The organism is Xylanibacter sp. (genome assembly GCF_057607445.1).
In genome coordinates this window covers 247,561-265,268 of record NZ_DBLZAX010000002.1, presented here as the reverse complement: position 1 = coordinate 265,268, position 17,708 = coordinate 247,561, and the positions used below count along the sequence as shown (strand labels likewise).

17 protein-coding genes are annotated in these 17,708 nt (G+C 44.8%); 4 read left to right on the top strand and 13 right to left on the bottom strand.

Going from position 1 to position 17,708, the window contains the following annotated elements; genetic code table 11:
- Nucleotides 1–101 precede the first annotated feature (101 nt).
- The 6 genes from ilvC to ACZMIG_RS03065 all read right to left on the bottom strand — a co-directional run bounded on the left by ilvC (nucleotide 102) and on the right by ACZMIG_RS03065 (nucleotide 8,270).
- Complete coding sequence (gene ilvC, locus ACZMIG_RS03090; RefSeq protein ID WP_487889035.1) at nucleotides 102–1,145, bottom strand: ketol-acid reductoisomerase; 1,044 nt, start codon at nucleotides 1,143–1,145, stop codon at nucleotides 102–104.
- Nucleotides 1,146–1,268: 123 nt separating this feature from the next.
- Entirely contained in the window at nucleotides 1,269–2,039 is a 771-nt protein-coding gene (locus ACZMIG_RS03085; RefSeq protein WP_487889034.1) for an acyl-[acyl-carrier-protein] thioesterase, read from the bottom strand.
- A complete protein-coding gene (ilvN, locus tag ACZMIG_RS03080) occupies nucleotides 2,033–2,590 on the bottom strand; it encodes an acetolactate synthase small subunit (protein WP_053397766.1) in 558 nt (185 codons plus the stop codon). Before ilvN ends, ACZMIG_RS03085 begins: the two co-directional genes overlap by 7 nt.
- A gap of 8 nt (nucleotides 2,591–2,598) precedes the next feature.
- A complete protein-coding gene (gene ilvB, locus ACZMIG_RS03075; protein WP_487889033.1) occupies nucleotides 2,599–4,314 on the bottom strand; it encodes a biosynthetic-type acetolactate synthase large subunit in 1,716 nt (571 codons plus the stop codon).
- Nucleotides 4,315–4,483: 169 nt separating this feature from the next.
- Nucleotides 4,484–6,286 (bottom strand): dihydroxy-acid dehydratase, encoded by a 1,803-nt coding sequence (ilvD, locus tag ACZMIG_RS03070; protein WP_487889032.1) that lies wholly within the window; start codon nucleotides 6,284–6,286, stop codon nucleotides 4,484–4,486.
- Between the two features lie 841 nt (nucleotides 6,287–7,127).
- A complete protein-coding gene (locus ACZMIG_RS03065; RefSeq protein WP_021853376.1) occupies nucleotides 7,128–8,270 on the bottom strand; it encodes an OmpA family protein in 1,143 nt (380 codons plus the stop codon).
- Between the two features lie 573 nt (nucleotides 8,271–8,843).
- Between ACZMIG_RS03065 and cobU the strand changes: the two genes are divergently transcribed.
- From cobU to cobC, 4 genes are read left to right on the top strand one after another with little or no spacing between them, the layout of a single operon-like run.
- The gene (gene cobU / locus ACZMIG_RS03060; RefSeq protein ID WP_125104477.1) at nucleotides 8,844–9,371 is read left to right on the top strand and encodes a bifunctional adenosylcobinamide kinase/adenosylcobinamide-phosphate guanylyltransferase; all 528 of its coding nucleotides are present in this window, start codon (nucleotides 8,844–8,846) and stop codon (nucleotides 9,369–9,371) included.
- Nucleotides 9,372–9,417: 46 nt separating this feature from the next.
- A complete protein-coding gene (gene cobT, locus ACZMIG_RS03055) occupies nucleotides 9,418–10,470 on the top strand; it encodes a nicotinate-nucleotide--dimethylbenzimidazole phosphoribosyltransferase (RefSeq protein ID WP_302697751.1) in 1,053 nt (350 codons plus the stop codon).
- Nucleotides 10,445–11,266 (top strand): adenosylcobinamide-GDP ribazoletransferase, encoded by an 822-nt coding sequence (locus tag ACZMIG_RS03050; RefSeq protein ID WP_021853312.1) that lies wholly within the window; start codon nucleotides 10,445–10,447, stop codon nucleotides 11,264–11,266. The genes cobT and ACZMIG_RS03050 overlap by 26 nt, the downstream gene beginning before the upstream one ends.
- Nucleotides 11,248–11,775, top strand: a complete 528-nt coding sequence (gene cobC, locus ACZMIG_RS03045; RefSeq protein ID WP_443733668.1) for an alpha-ribazole phosphatase — start codon at nucleotides 11,248–11,250, stop codon at nucleotides 11,773–11,775. Before ACZMIG_RS03050 ends, cobC begins: the two co-directional genes overlap by 19 nt.
- A gap of 397 nt (nucleotides 11,776–12,172) precedes the next feature.
- Here cobC and ACZMIG_RS03040 read toward each other — a convergent pair whose 3' ends face one another.
- The 7 genes from ACZMIG_RS03040 to ffh all read right to left on the bottom strand — a co-directional run bounded on the left by ACZMIG_RS03040 (nucleotide 12,173) and on the right by ffh (nucleotide 17,538).
- Complete coding sequence (locus ACZMIG_RS03040; protein WP_021853315.1) at nucleotides 12,173–12,709, bottom strand: 2-oxoacid:ferredoxin oxidoreductase subunit gamma family protein; 537 nt, start codon at nucleotides 12,707–12,709, stop codon at nucleotides 12,173–12,175.
- Between the two features lie 12 nt (nucleotides 12,710–12,721).
- On the bottom strand, nucleotides 12,722–13,495 hold the full coding sequence (locus tag ACZMIG_RS03035) for a thiamine pyrophosphate-dependent enzyme (RefSeq protein WP_021853316.1): 774 nt from the start codon (nucleotides 13,493–13,495) through the stop codon (nucleotides 12,722–12,724).
- A gap of 3 nt (nucleotides 13,496–13,498) precedes the next feature.
- Nucleotides 13,499–14,584, bottom strand: coding sequence for a 3-methyl-2-oxobutanoate dehydrogenase subunit VorB (locus ACZMIG_RS03030; RefSeq protein WP_053397706.1), 1,086 nt, complete (start codon nucleotides 14,582–14,584; stop codon nucleotides 13,499–13,501).
- Between the two features lie 3 nt (nucleotides 14,585–14,587).
- On the bottom strand, nucleotides 14,588–14,821 hold the full coding sequence (locus ACZMIG_RS03025; protein WP_021853318.1) for a 4Fe-4S binding protein: 234 nt from the start codon (nucleotides 14,819–14,821) through the stop codon (nucleotides 14,588–14,590).
- 206 nt (nucleotides 14,822–15,027) lie between these two features.
- Nucleotides 15,028–15,207 carry a tetratricopeptide repeat protein gene (locus tag ACZMIG_RS03020; protein ID WP_021853319.1) on the bottom strand — a complete coding sequence of 60 codons (180 nt, stop codon included), beginning with the start codon at nucleotides 15,205–15,207 and terminating at the stop codon, nucleotides 15,028–15,030.
- Nucleotides 15,207–16,085: a bifunctional methylenetetrahydrofolate dehydrogenase/methenyltetrahydrofolate cyclohydrolase FolD gene (gene folD / locus ACZMIG_RS03015; protein ID WP_021853320.1), complete on the bottom strand. Its 879-nt coding sequence runs from the start codon at nucleotides 16,083–16,085 to the stop codon at nucleotides 15,207–15,209. The genes ACZMIG_RS03020 and folD overlap by 1 nt, the downstream gene beginning before the upstream one ends.
- A gap of 106 nt (nucleotides 16,086–16,191) precedes the next feature.
- A complete protein-coding gene (gene ffh, locus ACZMIG_RS03010) occupies nucleotides 16,192–17,538 on the bottom strand; it encodes a signal recognition particle protein (RefSeq protein WP_487889031.1) in 1,347 nt (448 codons plus the stop codon).
- Nucleotides 17,539–17,708 lie beyond the last annotated feature (170 nt).

The following is a 17,708-nucleotide window of genomic DNA, read 5'->3' as shown; positions in this document are numbered from 1 at the left end:
CATCTATCCAGATACAACAATACAAACTCTTACATAATAAGAACAGACGCGGAACATCACTGCCCCACGCCTGTATAATTATCAGCATGTCAAATATATAATCAATTATTTTCAGGACGCAGCTTGCGGACAGTCATACCAGCCTGCCACATCTCGCTCTCACGCATCTGCCGCAGTTCTTCATTAAGCTTTTCACGATAATCAGGCTTAGAGTTGCTGTCGATGGAAATCTGTGCCTCGTTACCCGACTTTACAGAAAGATAAAGCCACTCCATCACCGGCTTAATAGCATCACGGAAACGTGGAGCCCAGTCAAGAGCACCGCGCTGGGCCGTTGTAGAACAGTTGGCATACATCCAGTCCATGCCTTTCTCGCCGAAAAGCGGAGCAAGACTCTGGGTAAGCTCCTCAATAGTCTCATTAAACGCCTCTGAGGGAGAATGTCCATGCTCACGTAGCACCTGATACTGAGCCTCAAAAAGTCCTTCAATAGCCCCCATCAGCGAGCCACGCTCACCGGTGAGGTCGCTTGTAGCCTCACGCTCAAACGTAGTTTTAAAGAGATATCCAGCCCCGATACCTATACCGAATGCTATTGTACGCTCTTCAGCCTTACCGGTAGCATCCTGATAAACGGCATAAGAACAGTTTAGCCCACGCCCTTCACGAAACATTGTACGGAGCGATGTGCCCGAACCCTTTGGGGCAACCATAATAACGTCAACATCACCTGGAGGAACTACACCAGTGCGGTCGCTCCAGTTTATGGCAAATCCATGAGAATAGTAAAGTGCCTTTCCTTTTGTCAGATAAGGTTTAACCTTAGGCCACACCGATATCTGACCGGCGTCAGACAGCAGCATACATATTATCGTACCCTTTGCAGCAGCCTCTTCAATTGAAAACAATGTCTTTCCGGGCACCCATCCGTCGGCAACAGCCTTATCATAAGTTTTGCCTTCACGCTGACCTACAATAACATTAAAGCCATTGTCACGCAAATTGCATGCTTGCCCAGGTCCCTGAATTCCATAACCTAATACAGCTATCGTTTCGTTCTGTAGAACTTCACGTGCCTTCTCTAAAGAAAATTCTTTACTGGTGACCACTGTTTCTATCACGCCACCAAAATTCATTTCTGCCATAATAAAAATGTTTGTTTAAGCAGCCCCGTATCCGAGGCTGCAGATTAGACGTTACATATTTCTTACTTTCACATAAAGACAGCAGTAAGCACCTGCCGTTAAAGCAAAATAGTGCTTGAACTGTTAATCTTTAACAAATTCGATCTTACATCTACAGACTTCAGTTTCTTCTGAAGACTCAGGCGGCACTCTTGTTATGCGTACGCAGAACACATCATCAGAAACATCTTCCCTGTAATAGTTCAACGTATCCCCATAATAGCTTTCGGCCACATAAGCAATGTCGAAACGCTTTATCCTATATTCACGATACGTATCAAGCGCAAATAAATCGAGCACATGCTCAATATACTTTACGCTGTTAATATGACCGTTTACGTCAACGTCGCTGTAATGAGTTGGCACAGAGGCAACAAGCCCGGCGTCTTTACTCATCCTGACACGCGACAATGCACCAATAGGACAAGCCTTGTCTGTTTCTATATAGTTGAGTATCTCACCGTCACGTATATCCATGATGTTCTGCGGCTGACGAGAGTCGGTGTCTATCAGGGCCCAAATACTGCGGCCATAGCCATAAACCAGATTTTCGTCTTCTGCATCAACTACACGAAAATTACGATTGGTAAAAAATTTCATCACTCCTTCAACCCATGTTTCAACATAAAACTTGGCATATTGCAGCGGCATCTTTTCCATCTCGATAGCCAGACGCGACAACACCCATGTCTTATGCAAAGGGTTAAGGTATGTCATGCCAAAACCACGATGGGCTGCATGAAAATCTGCGGCATTAAGCATGTGATTGCCAAGATGTCCCATAAAGAGACGTTTTGAGAAATCACAATGAAACGGTTCTGCCAAAAACTCGTATTTTCCTACTTTGTCTAACATTTTTTATTCCTATTTTTTTCCTGTAATTCTAAAAATTCACTGACCTGCTCCACTTTACTGCGGGTTATGGCAATACGCCCGCTGCGGGTATACTGCAACAAGCATTTAAACTTGTCGAGAGCGTAATAGAGTCCTGTAATATCTTCCGTCATTCCGCTCAGCATTACGCAGCAGAACGTAGGGTTTACATCAATAATGCGGGCGTCAGCCTTTCTGATTACACGCGATATTTCGGGATTAGCAAGCACTTCGCCCGTTGAAAGTTTATAAAGCCCCACCTCACGTATAAAAAGGTCATCGTCCGTGTAATAATCAGCCTTTATCACATCTATTTTCTTCTCGATATGCTTTGTTATTGTTTTTATCAGGTCTTCGTCGCTCCATGCCGTTATGGTGTACTTGTGAACACCCTCGATGCTTGAGGCTGACACATTCAGACTTTCGATATTAACCTGACGCCGCGTAAACACGGCTGTTATCTGGTTAAGTATACCGGCAATGTTTTCTGAATAGACCAACATTGTATATAATTTTCTGTCTTTTGTTTCCATACCCGCCATTATCTGTTTACTTCAAGCAACATCTCGTTGACCGAACATCCCGGAGGAACCATCGGCATTACATTATCTTCCTCCTTAACAGCACACTCCAACACAAACGGTCCTTCTGTTGACAACATTTTATGAACTGCATTCTTCAACAATTCTCTTTCAGACACAAAAATATATGGTATGTGATACCCGTCACATATTCCGCCGTAACATGGATTTGTCATCCTTGTAAACGCCTGACGGCTGTCGAAAAACAAATCCTGCCACTGACGCACATTGCCCAAATAGTTATTGTTCATCAGAATCACCTTAACCGGAATACGATGTTCCATTATCGTACCGAGTTCGTGTATGCTCATCTGAAAACTTCCGTCGCCGGTAAACATACAAATCTGACGATCAGGCACGGCATAGGCAGCTCCTATAGCAGCCGGAAGTCCGTAGCCCATGGTTCCCAAGCCGCCGCTGCTCACTACGGAGCGTTTCTTGTTATATCTGAAGTAACGGCACGAAAACATCTGATTCTGTCCTACATCATTAACGAGAACAGCATCGCCTCCTGTTGCATCAGCCACAGCCTTAACCACTTCACCCATAAGAAGCGGACCTGACGACGGGCAAGTTGCAGGCCTGATAACCTTCTCGTATTCCTCTTCATACAACGGTCTGAAACTCTCACACCATTCTTTGTGTGAATTAGGCCTTAACAGCTTTGTTATTGCCGGCAACGACTCCTTACAGTCTGCTACAACGGCAACGTCGGTCTTAACGTTTTTGTCTATCTCAGCCCCGTCAATATCGAGCTGTATTATTTTTGCCTGTTTGGCATAAGTGGCAGGATTACAGATAACACGATCGCTGAAACGCATGCCTATGGCTATCAGCACATCACACTCCTGCTCTTTCATGTTTGGTGCATAGTTGCCGTGCATGCCTAGCATCCCCATATTAAGCGGATGGCCGGTTGGAAGAGCCGAAAGTCCAAGCATGGTGCGGGCGGCCGGTATGCCGGCCTTCTCGATAAAGTCGACAAGCTCTTGCTGTGCATTGCCAAGCTCCACACCGTGCCCTACAAGTGCCAACGGCTTTTTTGCGTTATTAATAAGCTCTGCAGCACGGCTTACGGCCCCTGCGTCTACAGTGGGATAAGGCACATAGCCACGTACAAAGTCTACACGACACGGCTCATACTCTGTGAGAGACACCTGGGCATTCTTTGGAAAATCTAACACTACAGGACCAGGACGGCCTGAGCGTGCAATATAAAAGGCACGGCTTACGGCCCATGCCACATCCTCTGCACGGCGTATCTGATAACTCCACTTGCTTATAGGCTGCGACACGCCAACAAGGTCGACTTCCTGAAAAGAGTCAGTGCCAAGCACATCTACGCCCACCTGTCCGGCAATAACGACTATCGGTGTTGAGTCCATCATTGCATCTGCAATGCCTGTAAGCGTATTTGTTGCTCCCGGACCACTTGTTACGATACATACTCCTACGTCGCCGCTGGCACGTGAGTATCCTTCTGCCGCATGGGCAGCCGATTGTTCATGCCTGACGAGTATATGCTCAAAAGCCTTTTTGTCACCGCGTGTATAATCATAAAGGGCATCGAAAACCGGCAGAATAGATCCGCCAGGATAACCGAAAATGGTTTTCACGTTTTCTTCTTTCAGAGCCCTCATCAGAGCCTCTGCTCCTGTTATCATTTCCTTTGCCATACTCTCTCAATATTTTTTGTTGTGTCAAGTAACAAGTAACATAACCGACGCCATACGCACAAAGCCGTGCGCACAAAGCAATATACGTCAACAGTGCCATGCAGGGCATTACACCAACGCACGACAGGCGCAGGCACCGATTATGAAACACACTTCACAAAAACTTATACTAACCTATAATCCTCACTCCGCCTTTATCTGCCGAACTTACGCTCTGAGCATAAGCTCTCAGGGCCTTGCTTACTACACGCTTTCGGGTCAGCTTGCGCTGTGGCCTCAAGTCAAGCTCTTCAGCCGTCAGCCTGACATTTATTGAGCGGTTGGGGATGTCTATGTCTATGATGTCACCATCAATTATCTTTCCGATGTTGCCTCCGGCAGCGGCTTCCGGCGAGATATGCCCTATGCTTAGTCCTGAAGTTCCGCCGCTGAAGCGTCCGTCTGTAATCAAGGCACACTCCGTTCCGAGATGCATACTCTTAATATAAGACGTTGGATAAAGCATCTCCTGCATGCCGGGACCTCCCTTAGGGCCTTCGTGCGTGATAACCACACAGTCGCCACTCTTGACCTTACCGCCGAGAATAGCCTCACAGGCATCTTCCTGCGAATCAAAAACCTTTGCCGGTCCGCTAAACTTCCATATTGAAGGGTCTACGCCTGCCGTCTTGACAACACAGCCGTCGTGCGCGATGTTGCCAAACAAGACTGCCAATCCTCCGTCTTTTGTATAGGCATGCTCTATGTCGCGTATGCAACCTGCCGAGCGGTCGGTGTCGAGCGTATCCCACTGCTCTTCCTGCGAGCCCATGACGGTAGAAAACTTTCTGCCAGGCGCACTGCGGTATATGCGTTCTGCATCACCGTCAATGCCATTGCCCGTTATGTCATATTTTCTAAGTTGTTCACCCAGCGTTTTTCCGTCAACACGCATCACGCCTTCGTTGATCAGTCCGCCCTTGGCCAGTTCATTTATTATTCCGAATATTCCGCCAGCCCGGTTACATTCTTGCAGGCTATACTTCTGCGTATTTGGAGCCAGCTTACACAGACAAGGCACCCTGCGGCTAAGCTCATCTATGTCAGACATGGTAAAATCAGCCTCGGCCTCTTGAGCAACAGCCAAAAGATGCAGCACCGTATTGGTGCTTCCTCCCATGGCTATGTCGAGTGTCATGGCATTCAGAAAGGCTTCACGCGTAGCAATATTGCGCGGCAGGACACTCTCGTCTCCTTCTTCATAATACCTCATGGCATTTTCCACAATCTGGCGCGCGGCATCCTTAAACAGCTGTATGCGGTTCTTGTGCGTGGCCAGAATTGTACCATTGCCAGGAAGCGAAAGGCCTATGGCCTCTGTGAGCGAATTCATAGAGTTTGCCGTGAACATACCCGAGCAGCATCCACAGCCAGGACAGGCACAACTCTCTATCTGGCGCATTTCGTCATCGCTGACACTCGGGTCGGCTCCTTTAACCATGGCCGTTATCAGATCGGCATTCTCGCCGTTCCATCGTCCAGCCTCCATAGGTCCGCCGCTGCAGAATACGGCCGGTATGTTTAATCGCATGGCTGCCATAAGCATGCCAGGCGTAACTTTATCACAATTTGAGATACATATCATTGCGTCTGCCTTATGGGCATTAACCATATATTCAACAGAGTCGGCAATGATATCGCGCGACGGCAGCGAATATAGCATTCCGTCGTGTCCCATTGCTATACCGTCATCAATCGCTATCGTGTTGAATTCTGCGGCATAACATCCCATACTTTCAATCTCAGCCTTTACGATCTGGCCGATTTCATGTAAATGTGTATGTCCCGGGACAAACTGCGTAAATGAGTTGACGATGGCAATGATGGGCTTTCCAAACTGCTCATGCTTCATGCCTGCAGCAACCCACAGGGCTCGCGCCCCTGCCATACGCCGTCCTTCTGTACAAACCGCACTTCTCAACTTGTGTTTCATATTCTCTCAAATTTTTCACTTGTACGTATGTGCAAAGTTATACTTTTTTCTCACAAACAGCAACAAATATACTAAATAATTAAGCCATCAAATAAATTTTATCGGAAAACAAGTGTAAAATGTGATAAATTGAAAGACTTTGTTGCACATATGTATCTTAAATGTGCAATTTCAAGATGTTACAATTATTCCATTTATACAAAACACTTGTCATGATTATCGACAATATAATAAAATAATGTCACACGACAAAGTATAAAAATATTCGACATAAAAGCAAAAAAATCGAAGAGGAATACATCAACGGCATCAATTATTTATTGCCACACAAATATACATGTGGGCAATCATAACGGACTATAATATTTCTCTCTCTGATCCGGAATAACAAAACCGGATAAGGCTAAATAACATCAATATTGCCACAAAACACGACAAGCGGCAAAGACATGGAAAACTGGACTAACTTTATGGCAGATATTGAACAGATATGGCATGACAACTAAAAGATAAAAATCTGCATCAACAACAAGACACAAAATCGCGAACAGATTCAACGCCAAAAATCTGTAATATTTCCTCGTAATTAAATTACAAATTAGCATATTATATAAAAAATACAATCAATACAGAAAGAACCTGCACTATGCTTTGTTTCGAAATGAAAGTGGATTGTTTTTGATGTGAAAACCACCCACTTTTGCATCAAAAGTGACAGAGTTACAATTGCAAAACCATTCATTAATTTCAGGGAAACAAGCTTTAGCCATGCAATATAATTATACAAAAAAATCTCCGCCCTATTTGGGACGGAGATTTTTTTATGATTTACTATGTAAAATTACTTAGTATTGTCGTTGAATGTAGCTACGCGGTTGAATTCTACCTGCTCGAACAATTTGTCTGTAGCGCCACAACCTACTGTTGTAAGACGGTCAGCAGAAATCTTGTACTTGTTAACCAAAATCTTCTTAACGGCTGCCGCACGCTCTTCTGACAACTGCTGGTTACGCTCTGCAGAGCCTTCAGGAGAAGCATATCCCTTAATCTCAACCTTTGCATCAGGATGATTCTTCATGTACTGTGCAATAAGCTCAATCGGAGCATACTGAGCAGGATCTACTACAGACTTGCCCTGACGGAACAATACTGTAGGCTGCAGGTTGGTTGCTGTTGCAGGCTTCTCATACTTAGGTCTTCTGTTGCACTCATCAAGAGCCTTCTGCAGATCTGCAATCTGACGGTCTTTAGCAGCAAGCTGTGCATCCTTACCGTTCAAATCGCTGCGCAGGTCGTTGATTTTAGCATTCAGGCCGTCAATCTCAGACTGGTCACGCAGTTCGGCAATTGTGAAGTTGTGTGTGCCGTTAGAATTCTTGAACTTGTAGTTGAAACCAACATTAAGCTGGAAGCCTGAGTTGTTTACATTATACTTAATAGCGTGTGTTCCGCCATTATAGCCTCCAAGTGTCCAGATCATAGCAGGCTCGATGTAGAACTGCCATGCCTTAGCCTTGCCAAGATTAAATGTAAAGTCAATGGCTGCCTTAGATGTAAGAGCGTCGTCGTTATACACTTCAGACGGATGACCAAACACGTGTCCCCATCCTAAACCGCCGAGAACAGAAACTTCAAACAAACGCGGCTCACCAGGATATCCGCCAAACCAGTTGCTCAGGTTAACAGTTCCGAGCAAAGATGTATTCATCGAACGCACAAATGTTCCGATTGACTCGCCCGGCTTGTTAGACAAATAAACATTGCTTTCTGCAGCAAGACCAAATACCGGAGTGAAATTACGGCCGATACGCAATCCGAGATTAGGATTCAGATCCTTAAGCCATGCATGACCGGTAGTTTTGGTTGCAAAACCGCCATTGACTCCAATATAAAAATTATCGAAAGTCTTGCTTTCAGTTACTGTCTGAGCTGAAACAGATGCAGTTGCCAATGCAGCAACAAACATAAATAATAACTTCTTCATTTTCTTAAAATTTAAATTATAAACAATTTATTAATAATTGCAGTACACAAAGATACAAATTAATATTTACAAAACAAATTATTAGAGACAAATAATTAGATTAAGAAAAATAATTGTATGTATTAACGTAGAAAAGGACAAAATATTGGTACTTTATAATAAGCAGCAGCAAATTAAAAGTGATTTAACTGTGAGATTTACAATATGACGTTTTTTAGTTTTATAAAATAAAAATATAAAATATATACAAAAAGTCAGGAAAACGGCAATAAAATATGCCACAACGTCCTATTTGTAAATATATTTGAATACCTGATTAAGCTAAACGTCACGTTTATTATTCACATTGCTTATTGTCCTTCACGTTGTCAGGCATTATGCAGCATATTAGTTTTATATGTTTTCATTAAAGTTTAGCCAACCATGGCATAGCCTGCATAAAGGTAAAAACACGGCTGACGGCCAAAACTACACGAAAGGCAAAGACCAATCATAAATAAAAGAATACTACGAAAATAAAAAACGAATAAACTTTTTATCATATTAATGTAAATTGCATTACCTTTGCATTATATGAAAAAGATTATTCTTATTACCGGCGGACAGCGCTCGGGTAAAAGCGTATATGCAGAGAAACTTGCTTTGAGCCTCTCGGACAATCCTGTATATCTTGCCACGGCTCACGTATGGGACGACGAATTCAAGGAAAGAGTAAGAAAACATCAGGAACGAAGAGGTGAACAATGGACAAACATTGAAGAGGAAAAATATCTCAGCAGGCACGACATATATAATAAGGTAATAGTGATTGACTGCGTCACCCTTTGGTGTACAAATTTCTTCTTTGACCGTGAAGCTGACGCCGACACCCAACCTACTGTGAGCGAGGCTCTCGAAGAAATAAAGAAAGAGTTTGACAAGTTTACGGATAAAGACAACACTTTCATATTCGTCACCAACGAAATTGGCAGCGGAGAAGTGAGCGGCAACGCCGTTCAACGCAGATTTACCGACATGCAGGGATGGATGAACCAGTATGTGGCATCAAAGGCTGATGAGGTGATAATGATGGTCTGCGGCATTCCGGTAAAAATAAAGTAAGCCACAAGACTCTATCCGGCAGTAAAGATCCTTAAACTATATGATTATGAAAAATTTTGAAATAAAAGCACCAGACAACAGTATAAAAGAGGATATAATAAAAAAAATCGACAATCTGAACAAGCCCAAGGGCTCGCTTGGAAGACTCGAAAGTCTGGCAGTTCAGATTTGCCTTATACAGCAGACATTGTCGCCAAAGCTCACGGGCCAGTGCCATATTCTTTTTGGCAGTGATCATGGCGTTGAACGCGAGAATGTAAGCGTGTCGCCACGCGATGTTACATGGCAGCAGATGATAAACTTTACCCGTGGCGGCGGCGGTGTCAACATGTTTTGCCGCCAGCATGGCTTCAGACTTTATCTTGTTGACACGGGCGTAGACCATGACCTGACGGAATATAAGGAGATAATCAACCGCAAGATTGCAAACGGAACAGCTAATTTCAGATACGAGGACGCCATGAATGAAGAACAGTTTGAGCAGGCCATAAACATAGGCTGCGAAATGGTTGACAAGTGCGTGGCAGACAACGGCTGCAATATTATATGCCTTGGCGAAATGGGCATAGCAAACACATCACCTTCAAGCGTATGGATGAGTCTGTTTGGCAACATTGAGCTTGAAGAGTGCGTAGGTGCCGGCGCAGGACTCGACTCGCCGGGAATAAGACATAAATATGAGGTTTTGGCAGACGCAGTGAGAAACTTCAGAAACCGGCACGGCAACACACCCGACCCGACTACTATAATACGCTGCTTTGGCGGTTTCGAGATGGTGAGCACAATAGGTGCCATGCTGCGTGCGGCAGAACGTCACATTATCATAATGGTTGACGGATTTATCATGACAGCATGCGCTCTGGCAGCCAGCATGCTTTACCCTGAGGTAAAGAATTATATGATTTTCGGACATAAGGGTGACGAAACAGGACACCGAAAGATGCTTGAACTTCTTGACGCAAAACCGCTGTTGAGCCTGGGACTAAGGCTTGGCGAAGGTACAGGCGCGCTGTGTGCCTTCCCTATTATAGACAGCTCTGTCAGAATGATTAACGAAATGAACAACTTTGACAATGCGAATATCACTAAATACTTCTAAATGGTACGACAACATATGGGCGTCGTTTATCTTCTTTACAAGACTGCCTTTTTGGCGACTGCACGAACCTCCTAAGGAAAGCTACCGCACTGTGGTTGAGCACTGGCCGCTGACTGGATGGCTTACAGGCGGAATCATGGCTGCCGTCATTTATTTTGGCGGAATGATTCTGCCGCATACGATAGCCGTACTTATGGCTATCGTGGCAAGACTTCTGATAACGGGAGCCTTACATGAAGATGGTCTTACCGACTTTTTCGACGGTTTTGGCGGTGGCGGAAACAACAGACAACGCATTCTAGACATAATGAAAGACTCGCGCACGGGTACCTTCGGCGTAGTTGGAATTGTGATGTATCTGCTGATTCTCTTCTTCGCACTTACGGCCATGCCGGCGAAACTGGCTGCACTGACAGTATTAGCAGCCGACCCTTACAGCAAGATGCTTGCAGGGCAGATTATAATGATGATGCCGTATGCCCGGACGGAAGAAGAGTCGAAGGCACACGTTGTTTACCGCAAAATGAACATTAAGGCTGGCATAAGTCTGTTTATTCAAGGCATGGCGCCGCTAGCTCCACTCGTGCTTACATGCTGGGGACTTGTTCGCTGGGACTTGATAATATTCATTCCCGGCCTTGTTATGTATTTTCTTTATCTCTTAATTTGGCGTAGGCTGAGAGGATATACGGGCGACTGCTGCGGAGCGATGTTTCTGCTTATTGAGCTGTCGTTCTACCTTACAGTTTCATCCCAATTTTTCAACAACAGACAATTATGGACGTTATTCTCATAAGACACACAAGTGTAAATGTGCCTAAAGGCACATGTTATGGATGGAGCGACGTGCCCGTGGCCGATACGTTTGAGCAGGAAGCAGCCATAACAAAGAAAAACATTGAGCATCTCAAGTTCGACATGGTGTTCTCATCACCGCTTACAAGAGCGAGAAAGCTTGCCGAGTATTGCGGATGGGCAAATCCTGTTGTTGACGACAGACTGAAGGAAATGAACATGGGCAGCTGGGAGATGAAACTCTTTGACGAGATAAAAGATGAGAACCTGCAAAGATGGTATGACGACTATATGCACCAACCAACAACCAACGGCGAAAGTTTTCCGATGATGTATGCGCGCGTAGCCGGATTTTTAGACGAGCTAAAGCAAAAACCTTACAGACGCGTTGCCATTTTTGCCCACGGCGGAGTGCTTATGTGCGCAGGAATTTATGGCAAGCTATTCAGTGAAAAAGACTGTTTTAAACATCTTGCGCCATACGGAGGAATTGAAAAAATTACCATCTGAGATATTCAGCATCAATAATCGTCTGCGCCACTTATAGTAATTTTGGCAAATATTTCTTTTGCTGTGATGAGTTATAGTACAGACTCATCACAGCAAAAGATTCTCACATTCAATACGTTATGCAAGAATGTGATAAGTGATAAGTTTTACAAGAAAATATATACATGCCACACAAGCAACGCAAAAACATACCTTTTGCATAACAAAATAACGCATTTTCATCATGCAAAATAGTACTGTTCAATAGTCTGTTTACATCATTCTTAATATTTTGATAAAAAATCAGACCGTTTTCAACGCTAGTACAAACAAATATACTAACCTTTGAAAACGGTCTGCCGGTTATCTTGCATCCTGCCAGCCATGAAGGCCAGGCAAGAGCAGTGATAACTTATGTTTAGCCGATGATTTCCTTACCAGCTGTTATAGCCTCCATGTTCAGAGGAATAAGTCCGTGGTGACGCTCAGGCAGAGTCTTATACAGAGCCTTCTCGACACCCTTGTCGCTTACAACAGGACAAACCTTGAGCAGTCCGCCCAAAACAATCATATTGAAAACCTTTGAGTTCTTCATCTCAACGGCCTTGTCCATTGCTGCGATAGGACATACTGTAATATCTGTACGCTTAGGAGGATTGATTATACCTGATGTGTCATAGATAAGGAAGCCGCCCTTCTTTACTTTCGGCTCGAATTTATCCAGTGAAGGCTGGTTGAGCACGATAGCGACATCATATTCACTCACGATCGGAGAAGACACGCGCTCGTCACTGACGATAACAGTAACATTACACGTTCCACCACGCTGTTCAGGACCATATGCCGGCATCCATGTGACTTCCTTGTCCTCCATAAGTCCAGAATAAGCAAGAATCTTGCCCATAGACAGCACACCCTGTCCGCCGAATCCTGATATAATAATTTCCTTTTTCATAGGTCTGCTTTTTTATTTGTCCTCTGTTGTATCCTTGAGGTCGCCCTTAGGATAGAACTTGAATAAGTTTTCTTTCATCCACTCGTTAGCCTTTACAGGTGAAAGTTTCCATCCGCTGTTACATGTACTTACCACCTCAACAAGGCTTGAGCCCTTGCCAGCCATTGATGCCTCAAAAGCCTTACGTATAGCCTTCTTTGTTGAGCGGATAGCAGCCACAGTTTCAACGCTCTGGCGTGTAACATAGCATGTACCTTCCATTAAGGCTGCCATTTCAGTTATCTTCAGCGGATATCCGTGCAGCTCAGGTGTACGTCCGTAAGGACATGTAGATGTCTTCTGGCCGATAAGTGTGGTAGGAGCCATCTGACCACCTGTCATACCGTAAATGGCGTTGTTGATGAATATTATAGTTATGTTCTCACCGCGGTTAAGAGCATGTATTGACTCTGCTGTACCAATACAAGCAAGGTCACCGTCGCCCTGATAAGTGAACACCAGACGATCAGGCCATACACGCTTAATAGCAGTAGCAACAGCAGGAGCACGTCCGTGAGCAGCCTCACTCCAGTCGATATCAATATAACGGTATGCGAAAACAGAACATCCTACAGGACATACACCCACAGTTTTGTTCTCCATGCCCATTTCCTCAATAACTTCTGCAACCAACTTGTGAACAACTCCATGAGAGCAGCCCGGGCAATAATGCATCGGGGTTTCGTTCAACAATGCAGGTTTTTTATATGCTAAGTTCTCCGGAGAGATTATTTCATTCTTATCCATGGCTTATTTCATTAATTTGTTTTTTAAGGCTTCTACAATCTCGTCCGGTCCTGGCACGATTCCGCCAAGACGTCCGAAATGCTCAACAGGAACTTTACCATTAACAGCAAGGCGAATGTCTTCAATCATCTGTCCTGCGTTAATCTCAGCAGAAAGAATACCCTTCTTTCCTTCAGCAAGGGCTGCAATCTCTTTCTCCGGGAAAGGCCACAAAGTAATAGGACGGAACAAGCCGACCTTGATGCCTTCTTCGCGTGCCAGCTCGACAGCTTTCTCTGCAATACGTGCTGCACTACCGAAAGATACAATTATATATTCTGCATCGTCGCAGAGAGTCTTCTCATATCTAACCTCATTGTCCTTAATCTGCTGATATTTACGCAGCAATGCGAGGTTTCTCTGTTCCATCACTTCCGGCTGCATCTCAAGAGATGTCATGATATTGGGCTTACGGCCGTTTGTACGTCCCATTGTAGCCCAAGGACATTCTTTTGCAATCTGCTCTTCTGTACGGCGTGGCTTATATGGAGGCAGAACCACCTTTTCCATCATCTGACCGATAACACCATCAGAAAGAATCATTGCCGGGTTACGATATTTAAATGCAAGTTCAAAGGCCAGGTCAACGAAGTCTGCCATTTCCTGCACACTGTTAGGAGCAAGTGTTATAACATAGTAGTCACCATTACCGCCACCACGTGTTGCCTGGAAATAATCTGCCTGAGACGGCTGGATAGTACCAAGGCCAGGGCCTCCGCGCTGTACGTTTACAAACACACCGGGAATTTCAGCACCTGCCATATAAGCGATGCCTTCCTGCATGAGGGCAACACCAGGGCTTGAAGAAGATGTAAGCACACGCTTACCAGCACCGGCAGCACCATACACCATATTAATAGATGCAACCTCACTCTCTGCCTGAAGCACAACCATACCAGTTTCTTCCCATGGTTTCAGTGCAGCAAGAGTTTCGATAACTTCACTCTGCGGAGTAATTGGGTATCCGAAATAAGCGTCAGCACCACAGCGTATAGCTGCATGGGCAATGGCCTCGTTACCCTTCATCAAAATAGTTTCTTTCTCTGCCATTTGCTAATCCTCCATCTTTTTCTTATAAACAGTGATACACCCGTCTGGGCATACAATTCCGCACGAGGCACAACCTATACAATCGTCTGGCCTTACAGCCTCGGCATAGGCATACCCTTGTACGTTTACACAAGTGGTTGTGAGCGCTATGACATCTTTAGGGCATGCCACAACACATAGCGAACACCCCTTGCAGCGGTCGGTATTGACCACAATAGCTCCTCTGATTTTACTCATAAATACTATTTTAAGGTTATTATTATGAGCGGCGGAATAAACCACCGCCCGTGTTAATTAAATTTTTTGTTCTATTAAACTAAGATACTCAAACAAGCAAATCACGCGTATAAGCATGAAGGATGAACTGAGCATTGGCATCAGACAGTCGAAATGAAGCATCTTATGACACTTAGCAGTCACATTCAGCCTCACAACTGACCGACTTATGGATTAAACATATCCTTGCAGTAATAATTAAGGATGCTGTCAATCATTCGTTTGGCTTCAACCGCAGGACTCTCCGGATCAAGCTTTATTGCCTCAAGATAATTATTGAGCGCAGCCTGCCAGTTGCCTTCCTTGCGGTACTTATTGCCTTCTAAATAATACTCTTCTGCTGTCATTACTTATAATATTCCTTTTTTCCAGCTGCCAAAGTGTTTTTCATAAGAGAGCATATAGTCATTGGCCCCACCCCACCAGGCACAGGAGTGATAAACGAACATTTCGGTGCAACCTCATCGAACTTCACGTCTCCGTTAAGACGGAATCCGCTCTTTCTTGTAGCATCAGGAACACGTGTCGTGCCGACATCAATAACAACAGCCCCTTCCTTAACCATATCAGCTGTAACGAAGTCAGGGCGACCTATTGCCGCAATGATTATGTCGGCCTCGCGACACTCCTCCTTCAATGTCTTCGAATGGCTGTGGCATACAGTAACGGTTGAATCGCCATACTGCTTCTGCATCATCAGCTGAGCCATGGGCTTACCGACAATGTTGCTTCTGCCAAGAATGACACACTTGCGTCCTGAAGTTTCTATGCCATAACGGCGAAGAAGAGTCAGTATGCCTAACGGAGTGGCAGAGATGAAACACGGCAGACCAATTGCCATACGTCCTACATTAACCGGATGGAATCCGTCAACGTCCTTACGGTAATCTATTGCCATGATGATTTTCTGCTCATCGATATGCTTCGGTAAAGGAAGCTGAACGATATATCCGTCAACATCGTCGTCATCATTAAGTTCCTTAACCTTTGCCAGCAGCTCATCCTCAGTTACATCTTCCTCAAAGCGTATAAGAGAACTCTTGAAGCCACACGCCTCGCAGGCAATAACCTTATTCTTTACATAAGTCTCACTGCCGCCGTCGTGTCCAACGAGTATTGCTGCCAGATGAGGACGTTTGCCGCCTCCGGCCACTATCTGTCTTACTTCTTCAGCTATTTCGGCCTTTATCTGTGCCGCCGTAGCCTTGCCGTCAATTAATTGCATATATTTTGGTTTTCTTATAATCAAATTTCACACTCCACCTGCCTTCCATGTGCACTTCACGCATAAGCTAAAAGCTGCACAGAAAGCGGTGCACTAACAAACAACATCAAAACTTCGGCATACCGCTCTTCATACCTTTCATAGCCCCCATCATCTGGCTCATCTTTGAGCCTGTAACCATCTTCATCATCTTGCGGGTCTGGTCAAACTGCTTTATCAGGCGGTTAACGTCCTGAATGTTTGTACCCGATCCTTTGGCTATGCGCTGGCGGCGGCTTGTGTTAAGTATTTCAGGATTAGTACGCTCCTTTGGTGTCATGCTGAGGATTATCGCCTCAATGCCTTTAAAGGCGTTATCGTCGATATCAATATCCTTGATGGCCTTGCCCACACCGGGAATCATAGAAGCCAGGTCCTTAATGTTACCCATCTTCTTTATCTGCTGTATCTGGCCAAGGAAGTCGTTGAAGTCGAACTTGTTTTTCTGTATCTTCTTCTGCAGGCGCTTAGCCTCTTCCTCATCAAACTGCTCCTGAGCACGTTCAACAAGGCTGACGATATCGCCCATTCCCAAGATACGGTCGGCCATACGTGAAGGATGGAACACGTCTATGGCTTCCATCTTTTCGCCTGTTCCTACGAACTTGATTGGCTTTGTGACAACAGTACGGATACTTATCGCAGCACCGCCGCGTGTGTCACCGTCAAGTTTTGTAAGCACCACGCCGTCGAAATCGAGACGGTCGTTAAACTCTTTGGCTGTATTTACAGCATCCTGACCGGTCATTGAGTCTACGACAAACAGAGTCTCATCGGGATTAACTGAGTTCTTCAGAGTCTCTATCTCGTTCATCATCTCCTCATCAACAGCCAGACGGCCGGCGGTATCTATGATGACAACATCGTTACCTTTGGTCTTAGCCTCCTTTATAGCGTTGTTGGCAATCTCTACAACATTCTTATTATTGTCTTCCGAATATACGGGAACTCCAATCTGTGCTGCCACGACCTTGAGCTGCTCTATAGCGGCAGGACGATAAACGTCGCAAGCCACCAGCAAAGGATTCTTGTGCTGCTTTGTCTTAAGCATATTGGCAAGTTTTCCACTGAATGTGGTCTTACCAGAACCCTGCAGACCGGACATCAATATTATTGCGGGACGTCCTTCAAGTTTCAGGCCGACGCTCTCGCCGCCCATAAGATCTGCAAGCTCATCGTGAACAATCTTCACCATCATCTGCCCCGGCTTCACAGCCGTAAGCACGTTCATACCTAACGCCTTTTTCTTTACAGTATCCGTGAATGTCTTTGCCACTTTATAGTTAACGTCGGCATCGAGCAATGCACGTCTTACATCCTTAAGGGTTTCGGCCACGTTAATCTCGGTTATTTTGCCTTCACCTTTAAGTATTTTAAAAGAGCGTTCCAGTCTGTCGCTTAAATTCTCAAACATAATTATGTATATATATTATCTTATTCGTTTTATTCACTAAGTAAAATCCGCTTCAAATCATTTCTGCTGCCTGCCTCATCCTAATTTCACCACACCGGAAACCCATCGTAAATCGGGTATGGGAAACGACATCGGCCGGCATAAAATATAATCGGCTTTCTCTTATGCAA